We start from the raw sequence: 19,012 nt of genomic DNA on the forward strand, positions 1-19,012 counted from the left end.
CAAGGGCTTGGCTGCAAAAAAGGATTTACAGCCAAGTACAGCGCATAAGCTTACTCAAGTTCCTGCATGTACTGATCGAGCAACTCATCATCTTCTTGTTTTTGAGGAACATTGCCATCATAGACTTTATAGTCCATGTGTTGTAAGTACGCATCTTTCACAAAGGTATAAGGATCGAGCGCATTATCAACAAGCCTTTCTTGGTCAATCGCCGACGCTCTCGCATGAAGACTCTTAAGTCCCCATTTAACAATGGATTGCCACACTGTTAGCTCAGATAGTGGAAAGTATAGACCATCAACCCAATCCGATGCGAGTTCTCGCACCACATAGGGGCCGGCAAACGGAGCCATAAAGTACGGTCCGTTTGGCACGCCGTAGTAGCCTAGCACTTCGTTAAATTCATCTTGCTTGCGTGGCATCCCCATCATATCCGCCACATCAAATACCCCGAGTAAACCGATTGTGGTGTTCACCGTAAAACGGCCACCAGCATTTGCTGCCCAGCCCCATTTACCCTGTAAGGCGTTGTTAACTAGGCTACTCGGTTCTTCCAAATTCTGTACGAAGTTGTTTATCCCCGTTTTTGCGGGCAATGGCAGATAATCGTTATATCCATGTGCGACAGGACGATAAATATACCGGTCTAAATACAGATAGTTGAAATCCCACATTGCACGGTTAAACCCCTCAAAGGGATCACGCGGGTCATCGTAAGTAATCTTTACTGCTGAAGCCGTATCCTTTGGAGTAGCCTCAGGTACAGTCGCCTCTGCCCCATACACCTTAGGCAGTAATGCAAATCCTAAAAGTACCCCTAGCCATTTCAACTTCATATTGCTCTCTTAAATAAATGTACTGCTTAGATATCGAGTTTTGCTAAAGTGACCAAGGACAAGTGACGATAAAAGATTATTCACCTGAGTGGCATACTCTAGTATGACAGAGAAACTGTCGTTGTTTTTACAAAGCGCATAAGCATACTTGGCAAAACATTTTGGTCAATTGATAATTTTTCAAAATAGCGTGCCGTTAGATACACCAACAAGGGCCTCACATGGAGTCAATTCCACTTATTAATACCGCTAATGCGCAATTAATCGCTCCAGCCTCTTCAAACGATGCCGTGAGCGTACACTCACGTCCCCTTCCAGCTGAAGTACAAGTCTCCCCCGAGGGCGATAGTATTATTCTAAACGGTACAGAATATAATTTAAAGCTTGTTAATGCACAGCAAAGACAAGCCTTGATTGTGGCGAGTAGTTTCTTAGTGAATCCAATCACCCCAGAAGCCACAGCCAGCACGAGTGCCAATAGCACAGTCGCTAACGCACAATTACTGACACTAGGCGCGACACTGACCCTAAAATTGCCCGAAGCGATAGCGCAACTTGCGCAGCAAAATGGCATCTCCCTGGATAAGCTCTATACCCTAGCGGCAAGGCCACAGGGATATCCGCTACCCAATGTCACTGTTACAACGAAAGAATTTCAATTTGCTAACGGGACTGTGGTGCCACAGGATCCAGGTACTCGACTCAGCACTGGAGAATATCAAGCTAAAATAAGCCTCTCGCAAGGAAGGCCTATTTTAGTCCTGACCCCAATACTGAGCAAACTTGAAATCCACATTGGCGCGCCAATAAATGAAACTCAACTTCCCATTATTGATAAACAAGCAGCTAATGTGGTCATCACTAAAACTGAGCCTGCTCAGATAATTGCTGCATTTTTACGTAAACTTGAAGGAATTGCACCACAGGCCGAGCCATTAAATACAGCGAAGCCTAGCACTCAAGCACCTGTGTCCTCGGAGAATAAAGCTGCCAATATGCTAGCTCCTTCTTCCGCAACAGATATGCCAAGCAGCAAAATCAATGTATCGGCCGCTAATCCTCAAACCAGTCTACAAGCCAATACTGAACCTAAGCTGACTGTTGTAAATCAAACGTTAAATACTGCGGCGCAATCGCAAGAAACTTCCCAAAATCAGCAAAAAGCACAAGTGCTGGATGCTAAGGCGTTAGAATCCAAGGCCTTTGAATCAAAGCCTTTTGAATCTAAGCCTTTTGAATCTAAGCCTCTAGAATTAAAACCTTTAGAAGCTAAAACTATGGGATCGGGGGCGAACAATCTCGATAGCAATCGAAATTCGCCTTTAGCGGCCAAGGCTCAACAGGATCTCCCCCCTACAAGTTCCACTAAAACTGGCTTAGTCGGTAACGAGTTGCCACTGAATCTCAAACCACAGGCGATGGAGGCTCAATTAGGCGAAAAAACAAATAAGTCCACCGAGGCACAAATCAGTGTCAATGAGGTGCTACAGAAAGCCTTTACCAAAGCCGGTGCCTTGCCGTTAGAACAAATGCTCGCGCGTGGCGGAGCAAATCTCGCGGCGGAGTTATTAAAACATTTGCCCCATTTAAGCCCGCCGACATTAGGTCAATTAAGTGAACTGAGCGAATTAAGGGACGCTATGCTTGGGCTTTCAGCCTTAAACCTTGCCGCCTCACAGCTTAGTCAACCCGCCGTTTTTCTGAATGCCAATGCGATTACCTCGCTATTTCAACTATTGTTGGGGTTTAGGGCCAATAATGGCAACAATACGGTCAGCCAGAAGCTGGCAGATTACCTAGAGCAATTACAGGCTAAAACGGGTTTATCGACCAATCAGCTTGGACAATTGAGTAAAGCAGGAGGGCTTGAAAGCATGGGCCAACTGGCCTCGAGCTTACATCTTTATCAGCAGGCAAGCGGCGAAAATAACGGCAATCTGGTATGGTTTTTTGCCCTGCCCTATGGGATCAATCAACGGCATGAACAGCTCGAAGGAAAATTTGAACGAGATGCCAATGATGACGAACAACAAAAGCACAAAGGTTGGCATCTGCAATTGAAGTTTAATCTTGCACAGGGGCCGCTGCTGATTTCGGCACGCTTCCATCAGCAAGTGTTAGATATTCAATTTAAAGGTAATAGCCAACAACTGCTCAATCGCGTCGATAATTTTTTAGCACCCTTAGGCCAAAAATTATCCCAGCTAGGCTTTACGCCAGGTGAGCTTTCAACGCAAATAGCCCAAGTGCCGGCGACACTGCTCCCGGGCGATCATTTTTTAGTGAAAACAAGTGCTTAAAATCGAGAATGAATGATGAATGAAGAACCCAAAACCCAGCAAGCCGTCGCCTTAAGTTACGATGGGAAACATGCCCCTAAAGTCGTGGCATCAGGGGAGGGATTGGTTGCAGATGAAATTATTGCGCTCGCAAAAGCATCTGGTGTTTATATTCATCAAGATCCCCACCTGAGCAATTTTTTAAGATTGCTCGAATTAGGTGAGGAAATTCCGAAAGAACTGTATCTGCTGATCGCAGAACTGATTGCGTTTGTGTACATGTTGGATGGCAAATTTCCTGAGCAGTGGAATAACATGCACAAGAAAATTGTAGAGAAAGCCTGAGCAGTGGAATAACATGCACAAGAAAATTGTAGAGAAAGCCTAAGAATAAGAATGATGCGACTTTGCAGCCTATTTTCGATGAAGACGAATTAACAACTCAGCCTCAGCTTTAGGTAACTCACACTCTTTAATCAGTTCGTCCACCCCCGCGCCTAACGCGACCATTTTCATCGCTCGGGTATAGAGTTTGGCTTGAGGATCCTGCTGCGTCGACTCTTCGATACGCTCAGATTGTTGATGTAAGCGCTTCTCAAGCTCAATAACACGTCGTCCCATGCCGATAGTGCCGCTGCGAAGCTCCTGCAACTCCCGTTTAAAGGACTCACGTTGGCGATCGCCTTCTTTGACCAGTACAGTTAACGCTTCAACTTTACTGCGCAACTTACTCAATTGTTTTTGGAGATAAAGGACTAACCCTAAACACGCAATCACATAAACTAAGGCTGCGATTAAAAATTCATCGCCCATTAATCATCCTTACGCATCACTAAAAACTGAAATCAACAATACAACGGTTTCACCAAACGGCAATCATAACGGTTAAACAATGGCGAAATAAACCGTTTGTATCGTGAGAAGCAAGGACGACAGATTAGCTAATCTGTCGTCTCATCATGGAAGCTTAGAGCTGATTTAACTCTGCCCATTCTTCATCGGATAATAACTTGTCTAAGTCGACGAGGATCAGTAGCTCGTTATCGCGATTGCTCACGCCTTGGATAAACTTGGCGCTTTCTTCAGTGCCAACATTCGGGGCATTATCAATTTCAGAGCGGCGCAGATAAACCACTTCGGCCACACTATCCACCAAAATACCGATCACTTGTTTCTCAGCTTCGATAATCACGATACGAGTCGAATCATCCACTTCCGCCGATTGCAGACCAAAACGTGAGCGAGTATCGATAACAGTCACCACATTGCCTCGCAGGTTAATGATCCCTAATACGTAATGGGGTGCGCCAGGCACAGGAGCAATCTCAGTGTAACGTAACACCTCTTGCACCTGCATCACATTGATACCATAAGTTTCGTTGTCTAACTTAAAGGTAACCCATTGCAATACTGCATCATCTTTACTTGCAGCCACGGCCGCGACATTTCTTGTATCTTTCATGTTTACCTCAACCAATGGAGTCCTGACAGCCTAAACCCGCATCAAGCATTTCAACTAAGGCTTGTACGTGCAAAATGCCACACATTTGTTCTTTCACTACACCAGCTAACCAAGGACGTTTCCCCGCTTTGCTGCGCCAGTTTACTTGCGATTTATTAATTTTTACTGCATTAACGAGAGACTCACAAGCTAATCCCCAATTACTGCCTTCTAATAATACAAGATATTGATAATTTACCGATTGCGCCAGTTTATCCGTGTATTTTTCTGGCATCACCCATGCACAGGTATCAACCAGATTTAACTGTTCTTCCCTATGGGTTTGCACCCCTAAAAACCAAGAAGGGCGACCGATAATATGATTAATCCGCTCAACCTTAACGATCCCACCAAGACTCACTAAAGGCACAGCTAAGGTTAACCCAGCCACTTTAAAGAATAGTACTTGAAACTCATCATCGAGTACTTCTTGTAGGTCTTTTGTGATACTTGGAGGGGCAAACCCCACCTGAGTCTCGGGTGTTATCTCAATGATTATCTCGTCATCTACGACTGTGGATGGCAGCTCAATGGTTACGCTAGCGTCGTTTTGCGTTGCGCCAGACGAAGTATTCTCGTCATGAGCCACCTCTTGAACTTGAACCACTTCAGGTGCAATCTCGACAATGGCCTCAGCAGGCTTATCCTCAATCACCACCGTTTTTAATACCGGCGCGAGGAGTTTCTCCAAAGCCTGTTTATTAACTAACGGCGCAGGCTCATCAAGATGAGGCATATTGCTGACAGACTTTGCCTTCTGCGGCTGCACTTCGGCAGCAATGGTCACGCTCGCGTGCACTTTAGCCTGACTGTGCTCGGCTAAAATGGCGTCATCGAGTAATTGTGCTTCATTTTTTTTGCCAACCAGTGGTGCCACAATCTCATGTTGAGGCGCATTCGGGGAAGTCACAGCTTTGCTGTCTTCTTCATGTAGCAATAATTCAAAAAAATCAAAAACAGTTTCATCAACCGATTTTGACATGGCCAAACTCCCCAGCTAAAAGAAAATCTAATAATCGCTCGTAAGCTTTTACGCCACGACTGCCGCTTGCATAATGGGAAGCGGGTAAATGTGCCAAACTGGCGTCTCTAAACTTAGTATCTACTGGGATCACATCTCGCCAAAGGCTGTCGCCATATTGTTCACTCAGCACCTGCAAGGCAGCAGGTGATGCCTTGGTACGTTTATCGTACATAGTGGGTACAACGGTATAGCTATAACGGGTTTTCTTTGACCGCCCCATGATTTCCATGGTTTTAACCATGCGCTCGAGCCCTTTAATGGCCAAAAACTCTGTTTGCACTGGGATCACTATATGTTGACTGGCCGCCAGCGCGTTCACCATTAATACCCCTAACACGGGTGGACAGTCCACAATCGCCACATCGTATTCATCGGCAACCAGTGCCAATAAATTACGCAGCACTAACCCCATACCCTCTTGATGTCCGAGCGCTCGGTCTAGCGTGGCTAACGCCATCGTAGCGGGCAGTAAATCTAAGCCATCGACTAAGGTGGGCACTATGTGGGACTTCACTAAGTCAGTCGTCAGACTCTTATGCGCCACAAACACGTCAAATAGCGAACCAGGAACCTCTTCAGAGTCAATGCCAAGGTAATAACCAAGCGATGCATGGGGATCGGTATCAATCATCAGTACACGTTTACCCCGTTTAGCGAGCGCGCCCGCTAAACTGGCTACTGAAGTGGTTTTTCCAACCCCACCTTTTTGATTCGCAATGGTCCAGACTTTCAAAGAACTGACCTCTTTAATGTTGATTCTCGGCTATTCATCATGCCCGTTTGAGCAACGACAAGCACTACTCGCCTTCCCTTGTGGTCACTCGTATGCCGCCGTTAGGCAAACTAATGACTTTCACCCCATCGGCATTTTCTGAAATCACCACGGGAACATTACTCGACTGAGGTTGTGCTTCCGTAGCAGAAGCCGATGAAGCTTCTGAACGCAGAGACTCAGGCACGGGATCGACAGCCGTTTGCTGCTGCGGCGGTTTATCCTCTACCGATTTCTCAAGCGTCGGCGGAATTTTTGCATCGGATGCCGAGAACGCCTCAGGGCCTAGCGTCACCGCCTTTTGCTCCCCCGGTGAAGCCAACTTTAACATTGCTTTGGTTTGATCCGGATGGGAAGCGAGCCAAGACGCAATCGCCTGTGCCTGTTCATCCGGCACCATGAGCAAAATCTGTGTCGACTCCAATCGCTTTACATCATCGCGTAATGCAATGATTTTTCGATGATAGTCGAGACTTAACGCGCCGAGGCACACTATAGCTATCGCCATTAACACTATGATAAGCAAAATATTTGTGCTTATCTGTGTTTTCGACTTAGCCACGCGCAGACTCTTTTAAAATCGACTCTGCCATGTTATCCAGAGAAATGGACTGAGTGGCGATACCCGCACTGGCCACCGCCTGTGGCATACCATAAACCACACAGCTAGCCTCATCCTGAGCCCAAATGGTCGCGCCCGCTGATTTCAGCATACGCGCACCTTCGCGGCCGTCGGCTCCCATTCCCGTCAGCACGACCGCCAGCACATCACCGCCATAGGCTTTAGATGCTGAGGCAAAGGTAATATCGACGCAGGGTTTGTAGTTCATCTCAGCGCTACCCGCCAAGACTTTGACACGGCCAGTAACACCAGCGCGCTCAACCATCATTTGCATTCCACCTGGTGCAAGATAGGCACAACCTGGACGCAATACGTCACCATTAACCGCTTCTTTCACTTCGATCTTACACAAACCGTTTAAACGGTTCGCAAAAGCGGGGGTGAAAGCCGCAGGCATATGCTGGATAAGCAAAATAGGATGAGGATAATTTGCTGGGAACTGAGTCAAAATCTTCTGCAAGGCGACAGGCCCGCCCGTCGATGTGCCAATCAGCAATAATTTATATTGCTTACCACTTGGACGAATCGAGGTTGCAGGTGAAGAACGCACAGGCGCTGGCGCAGGTTGCGCATGGGTAGCAGCGCCGCCTAATACGGCACTCGCACTCTGACGAGGTGGCGGCGTAGGCGCCGTTGGACGCACCGTAGGGCGAAAAATCCGGCGACGACCTAAGGCTTTAACCCTTTGCTGCAATAATAGAATCGCTTCGTCTTTATTGGTCGCAATGTCTTCAAAGCGCTTTGGTAAGAAATCGAGCGCCCCCGCATCGAGGGCATCTAGCGTGGCTTTGGCGCCATCGTGGGTCAATGAAGAAAACATCAAAATTGGTGTTGGACATTTCGCCATGATCTCACGCACGGCAGTAATGCCGTCCATGACAGGCATTTCAATATCCATTGTAATGACTTGAGGATTTAGCTCGGCAGCCATCTTCACCGCTTCGGCCCCGTTAGAGGCCGTCGCGATCACTTCCAGTTCAGGATCTTGATTGACTATTTCACTAACACGTCGTCTAAAAAAACTTGAGTCATCAACGACTAATACTTTAATGGCCATTCCATTCCTTATTGGAAACTAACTTTTATTTTTCGCATAATGCTTTAATAAACCAGGGACATCCAAGATGAGGGCGATGCCACCGTCGGATGTGATTGTCGCCCCCGCCATACCTGGCGTGCCATGCAACAATGCTCCCAAGGGTTTAATCACCACTTCTTCTTGTCCAATTAAAGCATCAACAACAAAACCAATTTGCATCATTCCCAGCTGTACAATCACCACATGACCGTGTTTCTTATCACCATGTTTAAAGCTGGTTCGATTGCGATGTAACCACTGCTCCAGATAGAAAAGCGGTACGGCCTTGTTGCGGACAATCACAGTAAGTTGTCCATCGACAATATTGGTTTTGGTGAGATCGAGATGGAAAATCTCATTCACACTGGATAAAGGCAACGCAAACACCTGCTTGGCAACGTCCACCATTAAGGTCGGCATAATCGCCAAGGTCAGCGGCACTTTAATCTCAAGTATGGTGCCTTTGCCTTTCATCGAGTCGATATGCACAGTTCCGTTAAGTTGTGTAATACGGGTTTTCACCACGTCCATCCCAACACCACGGCCGGAAATATCTGAAATCTCCACTTTAGTCGAGAAGCCAGGCGCAAAAATCAGGTTATAAGCTTCGCTGTCGGTCATCCGCGCAGCGGTATCCTCATCGAGTACCCCACGCTTGATGGCAATTTGCTTCAACTTTTCAGGATCCATACCTGCGCCATCATCTTCGATTTTCAGCAGAATATGGTCACCCTCTTGGCTTGCAGACAGGGTAATGGTCCCCGTTCTCGGTTTGCCGCTGGCCTCACGGTCATTGGGCATCTCAATACCGTGATCTACCGAGTTTCGCACTAAGTGCACTAACGGATCAGCGAGCGCCTCAACTAAGTTTTTATCGAGGTCGGTCTCTTCACCCACAAGGACTAAATCGATTTCTTTATTCAGAGTACGGGCTAAATCGCGTACAACCCGAGGGAAGCGACCAAAGACCTTCTTGATGGGTTGCATACGCGTTTTCATCACCGCGCCCTGCAAATCCGCTGTCACCAAGTCTAAATTCGCTAGCGCCTTAGACATTTCCTCGTCATCACGACTAATGCCTAAGCTCAATAAGCGGTTACGCACTAACACTAACTCGCCGACCATGTTCATGATTTGGTCGAGCCTCGCGGTATCGACGCGAACAGTTGTCTCGCCCTGAGGTACATTAGCAGACGCTGCTGTCGCTGCTTTAGCCGGGGCTTTTTCAGCAACCGCGACATCAGTTTTGGCTTTTACCGCGGGAGGGGTTGCTGGCGTAGCAACACTGGCTTTGGGAGCGGCAGGCGTTGAAGGCGCCGCGGCACTTGGAGGCGCTTTAGCGGGCTCGGTTTTAGCTGGAGCAGATTCAACTTTGGCAGTGGCTTTTGCTGGCGCGCCGCCTTTGCCATGTAATTCATCGAGGAGACGCTCGAACTCATCGTCAGTGATTTCGTCCGAATCAACAGCAGGAGCGGCAGGCTTTGGTGCAGCGACAACTGCTTCAGCTTTTGGCTTGGCAGGCTCTTCCACTTTACCTTTAAACTTACCAGAACCGTGCAGCTCATCGAGCAGCGCTTCAAACTCGTCATCGGTGATATCATCGCTTGCGCTTGCAGATGTCGCTTGAGGCTTATTTTGCACAGCAGGGGCAGCATCGGCTTGAGGCGCAGAAACTCCGGGGCTTTTTCCGGCGCCGTGCAACGCATCGAGTAATGCTTCAAACTCTGCTTCATCGATTTCATCAATACTGGAATCTGAAAGCTCTGATTTCTCAATCGGCATTTCTTCAACGGCGGCGACTTCAACCACAGTTTCTATGACAGGTTCGGGCTCAGGCAATGGCTCAACTTCGGCACTACTTTGACCCGATTCGGAAGGAAGCGGCTCACCGGAGCTGAGCATTTTCAACTTAGCCAATAATGCAGGATCTGCTGGGTCTTGTTGCTCGCCTTGTTGGGTTTGAGCAAACATAGTATTAATCGCATCGACAGCCTGAAGAATGATGTCCATTAACTCGGCGGAGACACTGCGTTTGCCTGTACGTAATAAATCGAAGGTGTTTTCTGCTTCGTGACAGACATCCACCATGGGAGTGAGACTAAGGAAACCCGCACCGCCCTTTACAGTATGAAACCCCCTGAAAATTGCATTTAGCAAGTTAGTATCATCAGGATTGTTTTCAAGCGCGACCAGCTGCTCTTGCAGCAACTCAAGAATTTCGCCCGCTTCAATTAAAAAGTCCTGGAGTATCTCTTCATCTACATCAAAGGCCATCAAATTGACTCCCAGTTAGAAACCCAGACTCGACAGCAGATCATCGACTTCATCTTGACCGGTAACGACGTCTTGACGAAGCTCGGCATTCATTATCGGTCCTTCAGCTTCAATATTATTTTTCTGAGTAATCTGACTCTCAATCACGGGTTGCTCACCAAATACTGTCAGCATAGACACCAGATTACTTTCAACTTCCATCACTAGATCGATCACCCGCCGGATCATTTGTCCAGTCAGGTCCTGAAAATCCTGCGCCATCAAAATCTGGTTGAGCAATTCGCGTAAGCGATTGGAATCCAATTCGCTACGTGACATCAAATGCTGCACATTGTGGCAAAGCGCTTTAAAATCGCTCAGAGCGATTTCACGGCGCATCAATTTGTCCCAAGAAGGCATCACTTGTTGAATATTCGCCGTTAATGCATTCGCGAGCGGCAAGCACTCTTCTACCGCATCCATGGTTTTATTCGCTGCTTGCTCGGTCATGTCAATGACATAACTTAGCCGTTCCTTAGCATCGGGAATTTCGTTATTCGCGAGTTCAACCAAACGATTATCAACTTGGAAATCCATTAATGCGCTGTGAAGTTGTCTGGTTAATTTACCAACTTCATCAAAGAGCTCCCGTTGAAGTGGAGCCGCGAGTTCCCTAAATAAATCATCTGCTTGAGCTTGTTCATTCGCGCTTAATAGTTCAACTAAACGCTGAGCCTTCTCGAGCGTAATGAGCCCTGATGTTTGTGACTTCATAGCTCATCCCTGCTTAAGCGAGTCGTTCGAATATTTTATCTAACTTCTCTTTAAGTGTTGCTGCGGTAAAAGGTTTAACCACATAGCCGTTAACACCGGCTTGTGCGGCAGCAATAATTTGTTCACGTTTTGCTTCAGCGGTAACCATTAATACGGGTAAATGCTTAAGGGAATCGTCAGCCCGAATAGCCTTTAGCAAATCAATACCCTGCATACCTGGCATGTTCCAGTCTGTCACGACAAAATCAAAGTCGCCTTTTTGTAACATAGGCAGCGCAGTTGAGCCGTCGTCTGCTTCTTGGGTATTGTTAAACCCCAAGTCTCGCAACAAGTTCTTGATGATACGTCTCATTGTCGAAAAGTCATCAACGATGAGAATCTTCATATTCTTGTCCAAGGTTTCCTCCGGTGAGCTGACATTCTGTGCTCAATAAATAATTATACTTATGTCCAATGCTTGAGTTTGCCTTTGAGCCGCAACATTGCCTGACTTAATATCTGGCTAACTCGCGATTCACTTACCTCAAGAATGGCGCCAATTTCTTTTAAATTCAATGCTTCATCGTAGTATAACGATAGCACTAGCGCATCTCTTTCGGGCAATAATTTTATCGCCTCAACTAGTGCTGAATGAAACTGGGTTTCTGCTAACGCTTCAAATGTACCATCACTGACATTATCGCTCGAAGTGAGTATATCCTGCGATACGCCTAAGTCTTCTATCCCTATGATTTTACCAACAGAAACATCGTTAAGAATATGATGGTACTCATCGAGCGTCATATCAAGTTTTTCTGCAATTTCTGTGTCGCGTGCATCACGACCCAACACTTGCTCTAACTCATCAATGGCTTGAGCAACTCGACGATTATTACGATGAACAGAACGGGGAACCCAGTCGCCACGACGGATCTCATCCAACATGGCGCCACGGATCCGTATGCCGGCGAAGGTTTCAAACTTTGCACCTTTGCCACCATCAAACTTGGATGATGCTTCTAATAACCCCATCATCCCCGCTTGAAGCAAGTCATCGAGCTGCACTGAGGCAGGTAATCTGGCGAGCAAGTGATGTGCAATTCTTTTGACCAACGGTGCATACTGTTCAACGATTGACGTTTTACTGTCTAAACAAGTATACGCTGCGGCTTTATTCACTCGTTTTTTCCTCTTGAAAATCTGGTCGCTGAACTAAACGTTCAACGAAAAACTCCAAATGCCCACCAGGTTGCTGTGGTACTGGCCAGCTCATGATTTTATTCGCTAGGCCATGGTACGCAATCGCAGCTGGAGACTTAGGATAAGCCTCAACAACTAACTTTTGTTTACGCACTGATTTGCGAAGGTTTTCATCAAACGGAATGGTCGCAACCAGTTCAAGTGCCACGTCCAAGAATCTGTCGGTCACTTTACTGAGTTTAGCAAACAATTCCATACCTTCGCGCAAACTGCGCACCATATTAGCAACAATTTTAAAGCGGAAAACGCCGTGTTCACGGCTGAGAATTTTGATTAACGCATAGGCGTCAGTGATAGAAGTTGGCTCGTCACAAACAACCACCAACACATCCTGTGACGCGCGAGAGAAACTGAGTACCATGTCAGAAATCCCCGCGGCAGTATCCACGATGAGGATATCAAACTGGGTACGCATCTCACTGAAAGCACGAATTAAGCCCGCATGTTGCGCAGGGCTCAACTCTACCATGCCTTGAGTTCCTGAGGTCGCAGGGACAATGCCTATGCCCTTAGGTCCTCGGACGATAATATCATCCAGCTCAGCATCGCCAGAGAGTACGTGGGAAAGGTTACGTTCAGCACGGATCCCTAACATGACATCGACGTTTGCTAAGCCTAGGTCGGCATCAAGCACTAAGACACGCTTGCCCTTTTCGGCTAATGCTACTGCGGTATTGATAGACACGCTGGTTTTACCCACGCCACCTTTACCACCCGTAACCGCGATTACTTTCACTTTTTCGTTATAGGGTTGATTCATCATACGTAAACCACTTGCTTGATCCAGGGTCATAACTCTACTCAAATGCACAGGTCATATTATCTGACCACGCTGTGTCTGGTAACGATTGTTGTTCAGTGTTTTCTAAAGCTGCTAACGCCTGCTCTGCGAGCAGCAAAGTATCGGCAACTTTCATATCTTCGGGCACTCGCTGCCCATCCGTAACATAACTTAATGGCAACCCACTTTGGATCAACACACTTAATGCACCCGCTAACGACACGGACTCATCAAGTTTGGTGAGTACAACACCAGATAAGGGAATGCGTTTAAAGTGATTTACAGCATCCTGTAGCACGCGGCGCTGTCCTGTGGCAGACAGTACCAGATAACTGCGGATAGGTATTCTGCTATTTGCAGTTAAATTATCAAGTTGCTGGTAAAGCCGCATATCTCGTTGGCCCATTCCCGCAGTATCTATCAATACTAGCTTGCGATTTCTGAACTGATACAGTATTTGCTCTAGCTCAGCAAGATCATGGGCTTGCTTAACTGGGCATCCCATAATTTTGCCATAGGTGGCCAATTGCTCATAGGCGCCAATACGATAATGATCGGTAGTAATCAAGGCGACTTGATCCGCACCATGATGGGCGGCGAAGCGAGCCGCTAATTTCGCTAAGGAAGTGGTTTTGCCTACACCTGTTGGGCCAACCAGCGCCACAACACCACCTTGCTTAACGATATCATCACCTTGATTATCAAGCATATTCGCTAGACTTTGTGGCAAGGCACGAACTAATTCTGCCGGGGTATAGTGTTGACTAAGCGCCGCTAACTTGTTCGCGACCGCAGGCGAAAACTCCGCTTCCAGTAACTTTGACTCCAGCATGGCACCCACAGGATCGATACGCTTTTTGTGTTCAGTCATCAGCGCAGACACTTGATGAGTAAGCAAATTGCGTAAGGATGCTAACTCATCACGCATCGCTTCAATATCCGCATTTTGCTTCTGTGAAACCTGCGGCTTCTTATCGAAAGTCTGTCCCATATCACGGCGTTCAGCTTTTGGCGCGGCGGGAGCTTGTAGACCTTGTGCCCACGCAGGCAGTTCGGCGTCTTGCTGTTGATGGGTGAGCTGTTGGTTTAAACGGCTTTGTTGCTTCTCGAGCAATGCTTGGAGAGAGTCTGCTGGCGCCGAGGGTTTTAACTTAGTTTCAGCGCGAATCGGCGCTTTAGCACCGAGCGACACTAAGTCATCACTCACATCCATAAAAGTCGGTGCAGCGGCAGGCGCCTTCGCTTTGGGCTCGTCATAGTCAACGGCGGCCACAATCTCAATGCCGCCATTTACCTTTTTATTCGACATAATCACGGCATCGGAGCCGAGCGTGTCCTTCACTTGGGCCAGTGCAGCACGCATGTCTTTGGCAAAAAAACGTTTAATCTTCACTTATGCGTCCTCTACTGGCCGACGGCAGACACTATGCGTATTTGCTTTTCATCGGGGATTTCTTGGTAAGAAATCACTCTGAGATTAGGAATAGTATATTTAACAAAGCGAGACAGTGTCGCACGTAACATACCTGACGTTAGCAAAATAGCGGGCTGACCAACCATTTCTTGCTTTTGAGCGGCATCCGCTAAGGATTGCTGCATACGCTCTGCAAGACCAGGTTCGATATTTGGGCCATCGCCACCGGTTGCTTGCATTGACTGATGCAACATCTGTTCCAACTCTGGCGCCAAAGTTATGACAGGTATTTCAAGTTCAGGACCCGAGATCTCTTGAACTATCATGCGCTTCAATGCGATACGCACTGCCGCCGTTAACACTTCAGTATCGTTACTCTTAGTGCCGTATTCTAACAAAGTTTGCACTATGGTACGCAAGTCTCTGACAGAAACTCCTTCATTTAATAGGTTTTGCATCACTTTTACGACATTTCCGAGCGGCATCACATCAGGAATAAAGCCATCCACCAGCTTAGGTGAATGCTTGGCAAGCATATCCATCAGTTGTTGCACTTCTTCGTAGCCTAAGAGTTTCGCCGCGTTATTCGTCAATATTTGGCTAATATGGGTTGCCACCACTGTCGCAGCATCCACCACGGTATAACCTAAGGTTTGTGCATGTTCACGCAGCTCAGGGGCAATCCACACGGCTTCGAGACCAAAGGCAGGGTCACGTGTTTCGATACCATCGAGCTTGCCATAAACTTGGCCAGGGTTGATGGCGAGTTCGCAGTCATGGCGAATATCCGCCTCTCCAACCACCACGCCCATTAACGAGATGCGGTAGGCATTAGGTGATAAATCGAGGTTGTCACGAATATGTACCGCAGGCACCAAGAAGCCCAGTTCTTGAGAAAGCTTTTTACGTACCCCTTTGATTCGGCTCAGTAATTCACCACCTTGTCCCTTATCGACTAATGGGATCAAACGGTAACCCACTTCCAGACCGATAGTGTCAACGTGATGCACATCGTCCCAGCTAAGTTCTTTAGGTTCTCTTTCGGCTCTTTCCGTTGGGCCGGTTTTGACTTGTTCAAGGGCTTTGGCACGTTTAGCTTCATTACGTTTGAAGATAAAGTAAGCAGCACCTGCTGTGATCACGGCAAAGCTTAAAAACGCCATATGTGGCATGCCTGGCACAATACCCATGACAAAGAGTACGCCAGCCGCAATACTGAGCGACTTATGACTGTCAAACATCTGACTGATCAGCATCTGGCCCATATCGCCAGATTCATTTTGACGGGTCACCATCAACGCCGCGGCGATAGACAGTAATAGACCTGGAATTTGTGCGACGAGACCGTCACCAATGGTTAACAGGGTATAAATTTCAACGGCTTGGGAGAATGTCAAACCGTGCTGCACAATCCCGATAATAAACCCACCGAGAATGTTGATAACTAGGATCATGATACCGGCAATCGCATCGCCCTTCACAAACTTAGATGCACCATCCATTGCGCCATAGAAGTCGGCTTCGCGGGTCACCTCGGCGCGTCTGGTTCTGGCTTGATCCTGATTAATAATACCTGCGTTCAAGTCGGCATCGATGGCCATTTGCTTACCGGGCATCGCATCTAAGGTAAAGCGAGCACTCACCTCGGCAATACGGCCAGCACCTTTAGTCACAACGGCAAAGTTGATAATGATCAAGATGATAAATACAACTAGACCCACTGCATAGTTACCGCCTATGACCACGGAGCCGAAGGCCTCAATCACCTTACCGGCGGCATCACCACCATTGTGACCTTCGAGTAATACTACACGGGTCGATGCAACGTTAAGCGCGAGTCGCAGCAGTGTCGCGACTAATAAAACCGTTGGAAACGCAGCAAAGTCTAAGGGTCTATCGGTATAAATCGCGACAAGAAGAACAATCAAAGCCAAGGCAATGTTAAAAGAGAATAAAACGTCGAGTAGAAACGGCGGGATAGGCAATACAATCATAGCCAATGCCGCAAGCACTAGCATTGGCGTACCTATGCCCTTGAAAGAGCTCAGTTTCAACTGTTTTACTTGGCCTAGGGAGGCTTTAACATCCATTCACAGATACCTAAACTTTGACGTATAACAGCCTGAAAGCAAAAAACGCGCCAACCGCTAGCACTTCAAGTCGTGGTTTTATCTCTGTGAACGAGCTCTGCGTTAACCTAACACTCAACTAGTGCTTCAGCTCGTCTGGAATGGGTTGATTAGCAGGGATTGGAATCGGTTTACGGCCACGACCTTTTTGGTACTGGCGTAACTGGAACACATAAGCCAGCACCTGTGCCACCGCGGTAAATAGACCCTCAGGGATCTGCTGCTCAAGCTTAGTGGTGTGATAAATTGCTCGCGCCAGCGGTGGTGCTGAGACAATCGCAATGTTATGTGCCCTTGCCACTTCGCGGATTTTAAACGCGACTTCATCCACCCCTTTAGCGATAACAAAAGGCGCTGCAGAACGCTTCACATCGTATTTAATGGCCACGGCATAATGCTCAGGGTTCACCACAATCACATCCGCATTGGGAACTTCGGCCATCATGCGTCGCTGCGCTAACTCACGCTGCATTTGGCGTACTCGCCCTTTGACCTCAGGTTTACCTTCGGTATCTTTATACTCGTCTTTCACTTCCTGCTTAGTCATTTTCAGCTGTTTGTTGTGATTCCAGATCTGAAATGGCACATCGATCACCACAATGACTAAGACGGAGGAGCAAAGCAGAATAAACATCCACACTAACAAATCCAGCGCATGATGGACGTTACCGGGGAGATGATCGGCTGACAGGAGTAGAATATCGTTAAAATAGTGACTGAGTAGTAAATAAGCCGCGATTGCTACCACAGAAAACTTAGCAATCCCTTTGGTTAATTCAACCAAGGCCTGCACACCAAACATCCGCTTAAAGCCCGCAATCGGGCTCATTTTACTGGCTTTAGGCATCATGGCTTGGGTGGAGAAGTTCATCCCGCCAAGGGATACGTTGCCGATAAATGCCACCACGACAATCAGTAACATAATCTTGAGTAACGGCCAACCAATCTCGCTCCCCACGACGCCCCATACATTAAACATCTGGTTCGTATCGAAAATCGCAGCGCGATCCATGGTAAAGACGCGTTCAAACACATTGGACAGCGCCTTCGCAATCCCAGGCCCGAGCATATACAAACCTGTCGCAGCCGAGAGCAACACGGTCGCAGTACCTAACTCTTTTGAACGAGCTACCTGCCCTTTTTCTCGCGCCTGTTCGAGGCGCCTCCCGGTGGGTTCCTCGCTGCGTTCGCCGCTACTTTCTTCAGCCATTACGCGTTCCTATCAGGTTAAAGTATGCCGTCGGCTTGACACTGAAGCCCCAAAATATCACATAGCAAAAGCTGTGCCGACGCCCAAACCTCTTCGAAATGGGCCATTACGGGGGTCAAGGTTAACCACAAAATGAGCAGTCCACCAATCATAGTGATTGGGAAACCTATCGAGAAGATGTTCAGCTGCGGCGCGGCGCGAGTCATAACCCCAAAGGATAAGTTAACCAGTAGCAAGGCAATAATCGCCGAGAGCGACATGGTCAGTGCCGCGCCAAACATATAGGAGCCCCATTCCGCTAGCGCGCGATAACTCGTCAACGTTAACCCTTGATTCGAAATCGGTAAGGTCTCGAAACTGGCGACTAACATACGGATCATCAACAGGTGTCCATCGACGGCGAGAAAAATCAACGTCGCGAGCAACAAAAAGAAGTTGCCTATCACTGGCGTTTGTTGGCCAGAACCCGGATCGACCATAGAGGCAAAACCTAAGCTGGTTTGCATACCGATGATCTGGCCCGTTAACACAAAGGTTTGCATCACCATTTGGGTTACAAAGCCCATGGCGACGCCAATAATAATTTGCTGAGCGGTAATAAAAACAGCGCTTAAGGAAAAGAGCTCCGCATCCTTAACGGGCGGTAATACTGGCGCAATGGCCAGAGTGATCGCCACAGCTAAGAGTAAACGGACTCGAGTCGGGGTTGTCGTAGCACCAAACACCACCATGACCATCAGCATGCTGGTCACGCGAAACAATGGCCACATGTAAGAGGCGATGGTTTGCATTAAGGTGTCGAGCAGCAGCTCCATGGGCTTAGCCCACCACTTGGGGAATGCGGTTAACCATTTCGATAAAGAAATCCATGAGGGTTTGCACTAACCAGTGTCCCATAACCATCAAGGCCAGTAAGGTCACGATCAGTCGAGGCAAAAAGCTTAAAGTCTGTTCGTTAATTGAGGTCGCGGCTTGGAACACCGCCACAATGAGGCCAATCCCCAAGCCCGGCAGCACGATGGCCGAAACCATCATGACAATCACAGCTAAGGCCTCACGGAAAATATCGATTAGGGCTTCTGGCGTCATCGCGAATCTCC

At 47.7% G+C, this 19,012-nt stretch carries 19 protein-coding genes; 2 read left to right on the forward strand and 17 right to left on the reverse strand.

Annotated elements, in window-relative coordinates; translation table 11 throughout:
• Positions 1 to 50: 50 nt before the first annotated feature.
• Positions 51 to 836, reverse strand: coding sequence for an MlaA family lipoprotein (locus tag L2713_RS05730; protein WP_248967260.1), 786 nt, complete (start codon positions 834 to 836; stop codon positions 51 to 53).
• A 221-nt stretch (positions 837 to 1,057) separates the two neighbouring features.
• Between L2713_RS05730 and L2713_RS05735 the strand changes: the two genes are divergently transcribed.
• A complete protein-coding gene (locus L2713_RS05735) occupies positions 1,058 to 3,136 on the forward strand; it encodes a flagellar hook-length control protein FliK (protein WP_248967261.1) in 2,079 nt (692 codons plus the stop codon).
• A gap of 12 nt (positions 3,137 to 3,148) precedes the next feature.
• Positions 3,149 to 3,460 carry an EscU/YscU/HrcU family type III secretion system export apparatus switch protein gene (locus L2713_RS05740; protein ID WP_374918424.1) on the forward strand — a complete coding sequence of 104 codons (312 nt, stop codon included), beginning with the start codon at positions 3,149 to 3,151 and terminating at the stop codon, positions 3,458 to 3,460.
• Positions 3,461 to 3,529: 69 nt separating this feature from the next.
• Here L2713_RS05740 and L2713_RS05745 read toward each other — a convergent pair whose 3' ends face one another.
• From L2713_RS05745 to fliQ, 16 genes are all read right to left on the reverse strand, one after another.
• Complete coding sequence (locus tag L2713_RS05745; RefSeq protein WP_011622093.1) at positions 3,530 to 3,928, reverse strand: DUF2802 domain-containing protein; 399 nt, start codon at positions 3,926 to 3,928, stop codon at positions 3,530 to 3,532.
• Positions 3,929 to 4,082: 154 nt separating this feature from the next.
• Complete coding sequence (locus L2713_RS05750) at positions 4,083 to 4,577, reverse strand: chemotaxis protein CheW (RefSeq protein ID WP_011073088.1); 495 nt, start codon at positions 4,575 to 4,577, stop codon at positions 4,083 to 4,085.
• Positions 4,578 to 4,584: 7 nt separating this feature from the next.
• On the reverse strand, positions 4,585 to 5,598 hold the full coding sequence (locus L2713_RS05755; protein ID WP_248967262.1) for a chemotaxis protein CheW: 1,014 nt from the start codon (positions 5,596 to 5,598) through the stop codon (positions 4,585 to 4,587).
• The gene (locus L2713_RS05760; protein ID WP_086903718.1) at positions 5,582 to 6,373 is read right to left on the reverse strand and encodes a ParA family protein; all 792 of its coding nucleotides are present in this window, start codon (positions 6,371 to 6,373) and stop codon (positions 5,582 to 5,584) included. The genes L2713_RS05755 and L2713_RS05760 overlap by 17 nt, the downstream gene beginning before the upstream one ends.
• A 64-nt stretch (positions 6,374 to 6,437) precedes the next feature.
• Entirely contained in the window at positions 6,438 to 6,953 is a 516-nt protein-coding gene (locus tag L2713_RS05765; RefSeq protein ID WP_248967407.1) for a membrane anchored protein in chemotaxis locus, read from the reverse strand.
• A gap of 13 nt (positions 6,954 to 6,966) precedes the next feature.
• A complete protein-coding gene (locus L2713_RS05770; RefSeq protein WP_248967263.1) occupies positions 6,967 to 8,091 on the reverse strand; it encodes a protein-glutamate methylesterase/protein-glutamine glutaminase in 1,125 nt (374 codons plus the stop codon).
• 18 nt (positions 8,092 to 8,109) lie between these two features.
• Complete coding sequence (locus L2713_RS05775) at positions 8,110 to 10,386, reverse strand: chemotaxis protein CheA (RefSeq protein ID WP_248967264.1); 2,277 nt, start codon at positions 10,384 to 10,386, stop codon at positions 8,110 to 8,112.
• Positions 10,387 to 10,401: 15 nt separating this feature from the next.
• Entirely contained in the window at positions 10,402 to 11,139 is a 738-nt protein-coding gene (locus L2713_RS05780; protein ID WP_248967265.1) for a protein phosphatase CheZ, read from the reverse strand.
• Positions 11,140 to 11,152: 13 nt separating this feature from the next.
• On the reverse strand, positions 11,153 to 11,536 hold the full coding sequence (cheY, locus tag L2713_RS05785) for a chemotaxis response regulator CheY (RefSeq protein ID WP_007649667.1): 384 nt from the start codon (positions 11,534 to 11,536) through the stop codon (positions 11,153 to 11,155).
• A gap of 47 nt (positions 11,537 to 11,583) precedes the next feature.
• Positions 11,584 to 12,297 carry an RNA polymerase sigma factor FliA gene (locus tag L2713_RS05790; protein WP_109286381.1) on the reverse strand — a complete coding sequence of 238 codons (714 nt, stop codon included), beginning with the start codon at positions 12,295 to 12,297 and terminating at the stop codon, positions 11,584 to 11,586.
• Positions 12,290 to 13,171 carry a MinD/ParA family protein gene (locus tag L2713_RS05795; RefSeq protein WP_011622085.1) on the reverse strand — a complete coding sequence of 294 codons (882 nt, stop codon included), beginning with the start codon at positions 13,169 to 13,171 and terminating at the stop codon, positions 12,290 to 12,292. Before L2713_RS05795 ends, L2713_RS05790 begins: the two co-directional genes overlap by 8 nt.
• Before the next feature lie 4 nt (positions 13,172 to 13,175).
• A complete protein-coding gene (gene flhF, locus L2713_RS05800) occupies positions 13,176 to 14,552 on the reverse strand; it encodes a flagellar biosynthesis GTPase FlhF (protein WP_248967266.1) in 1,377 nt (458 codons plus the stop codon).
• An 11-nt stretch (positions 14,553 to 14,563) separates the two neighbouring features.
• Positions 14,564 to 16,663: a flagellar biosynthesis protein FlhA gene (gene flhA / locus L2713_RS05805; protein WP_011716429.1), complete on the reverse strand. Its 2,100-nt coding sequence runs from the start codon at positions 16,661 to 16,663 to the stop codon at positions 14,564 to 14,566.
• 118 nt (positions 16,664 to 16,781) lie between these two features.
• The gene (flhB, locus tag L2713_RS05810; RefSeq protein WP_011622082.1) at positions 16,782 to 17,912 is read right to left on the reverse strand and encodes a flagellar biosynthesis protein FlhB; all 1,131 of its coding nucleotides are present in this window, start codon (positions 17,910 to 17,912) and stop codon (positions 16,782 to 16,784) included.
• A gap of 17 nt (positions 17,913 to 17,929) precedes the next feature.
• Complete coding sequence (gene fliR, locus L2713_RS05815; protein ID WP_011622081.1) at positions 17,930 to 18,727, reverse strand: flagellar biosynthetic protein FliR; 798 nt, start codon at positions 18,725 to 18,727, stop codon at positions 17,930 to 17,932.
• Positions 18,728 to 18,731: 4 nt separating this feature from the next.
• Positions 18,732 to 19,001, reverse strand: a complete 270-nt coding sequence (gene fliQ / locus L2713_RS05820) for a flagellar biosynthesis protein FliQ (protein WP_011622080.1) — start codon at positions 18,999 to 19,001, stop codon at positions 18,732 to 18,734.
• Positions 19,002 to 19,012 lie beyond the last annotated feature (11 nt).

Source organism: Shewanella seohaensis (genome assembly GCF_023283775.1).
Lineage (GTDB): Bacteria > Pseudomonadota > Gammaproteobacteria > Enterobacterales > Shewanellaceae > Shewanella > Shewanella seohaensis.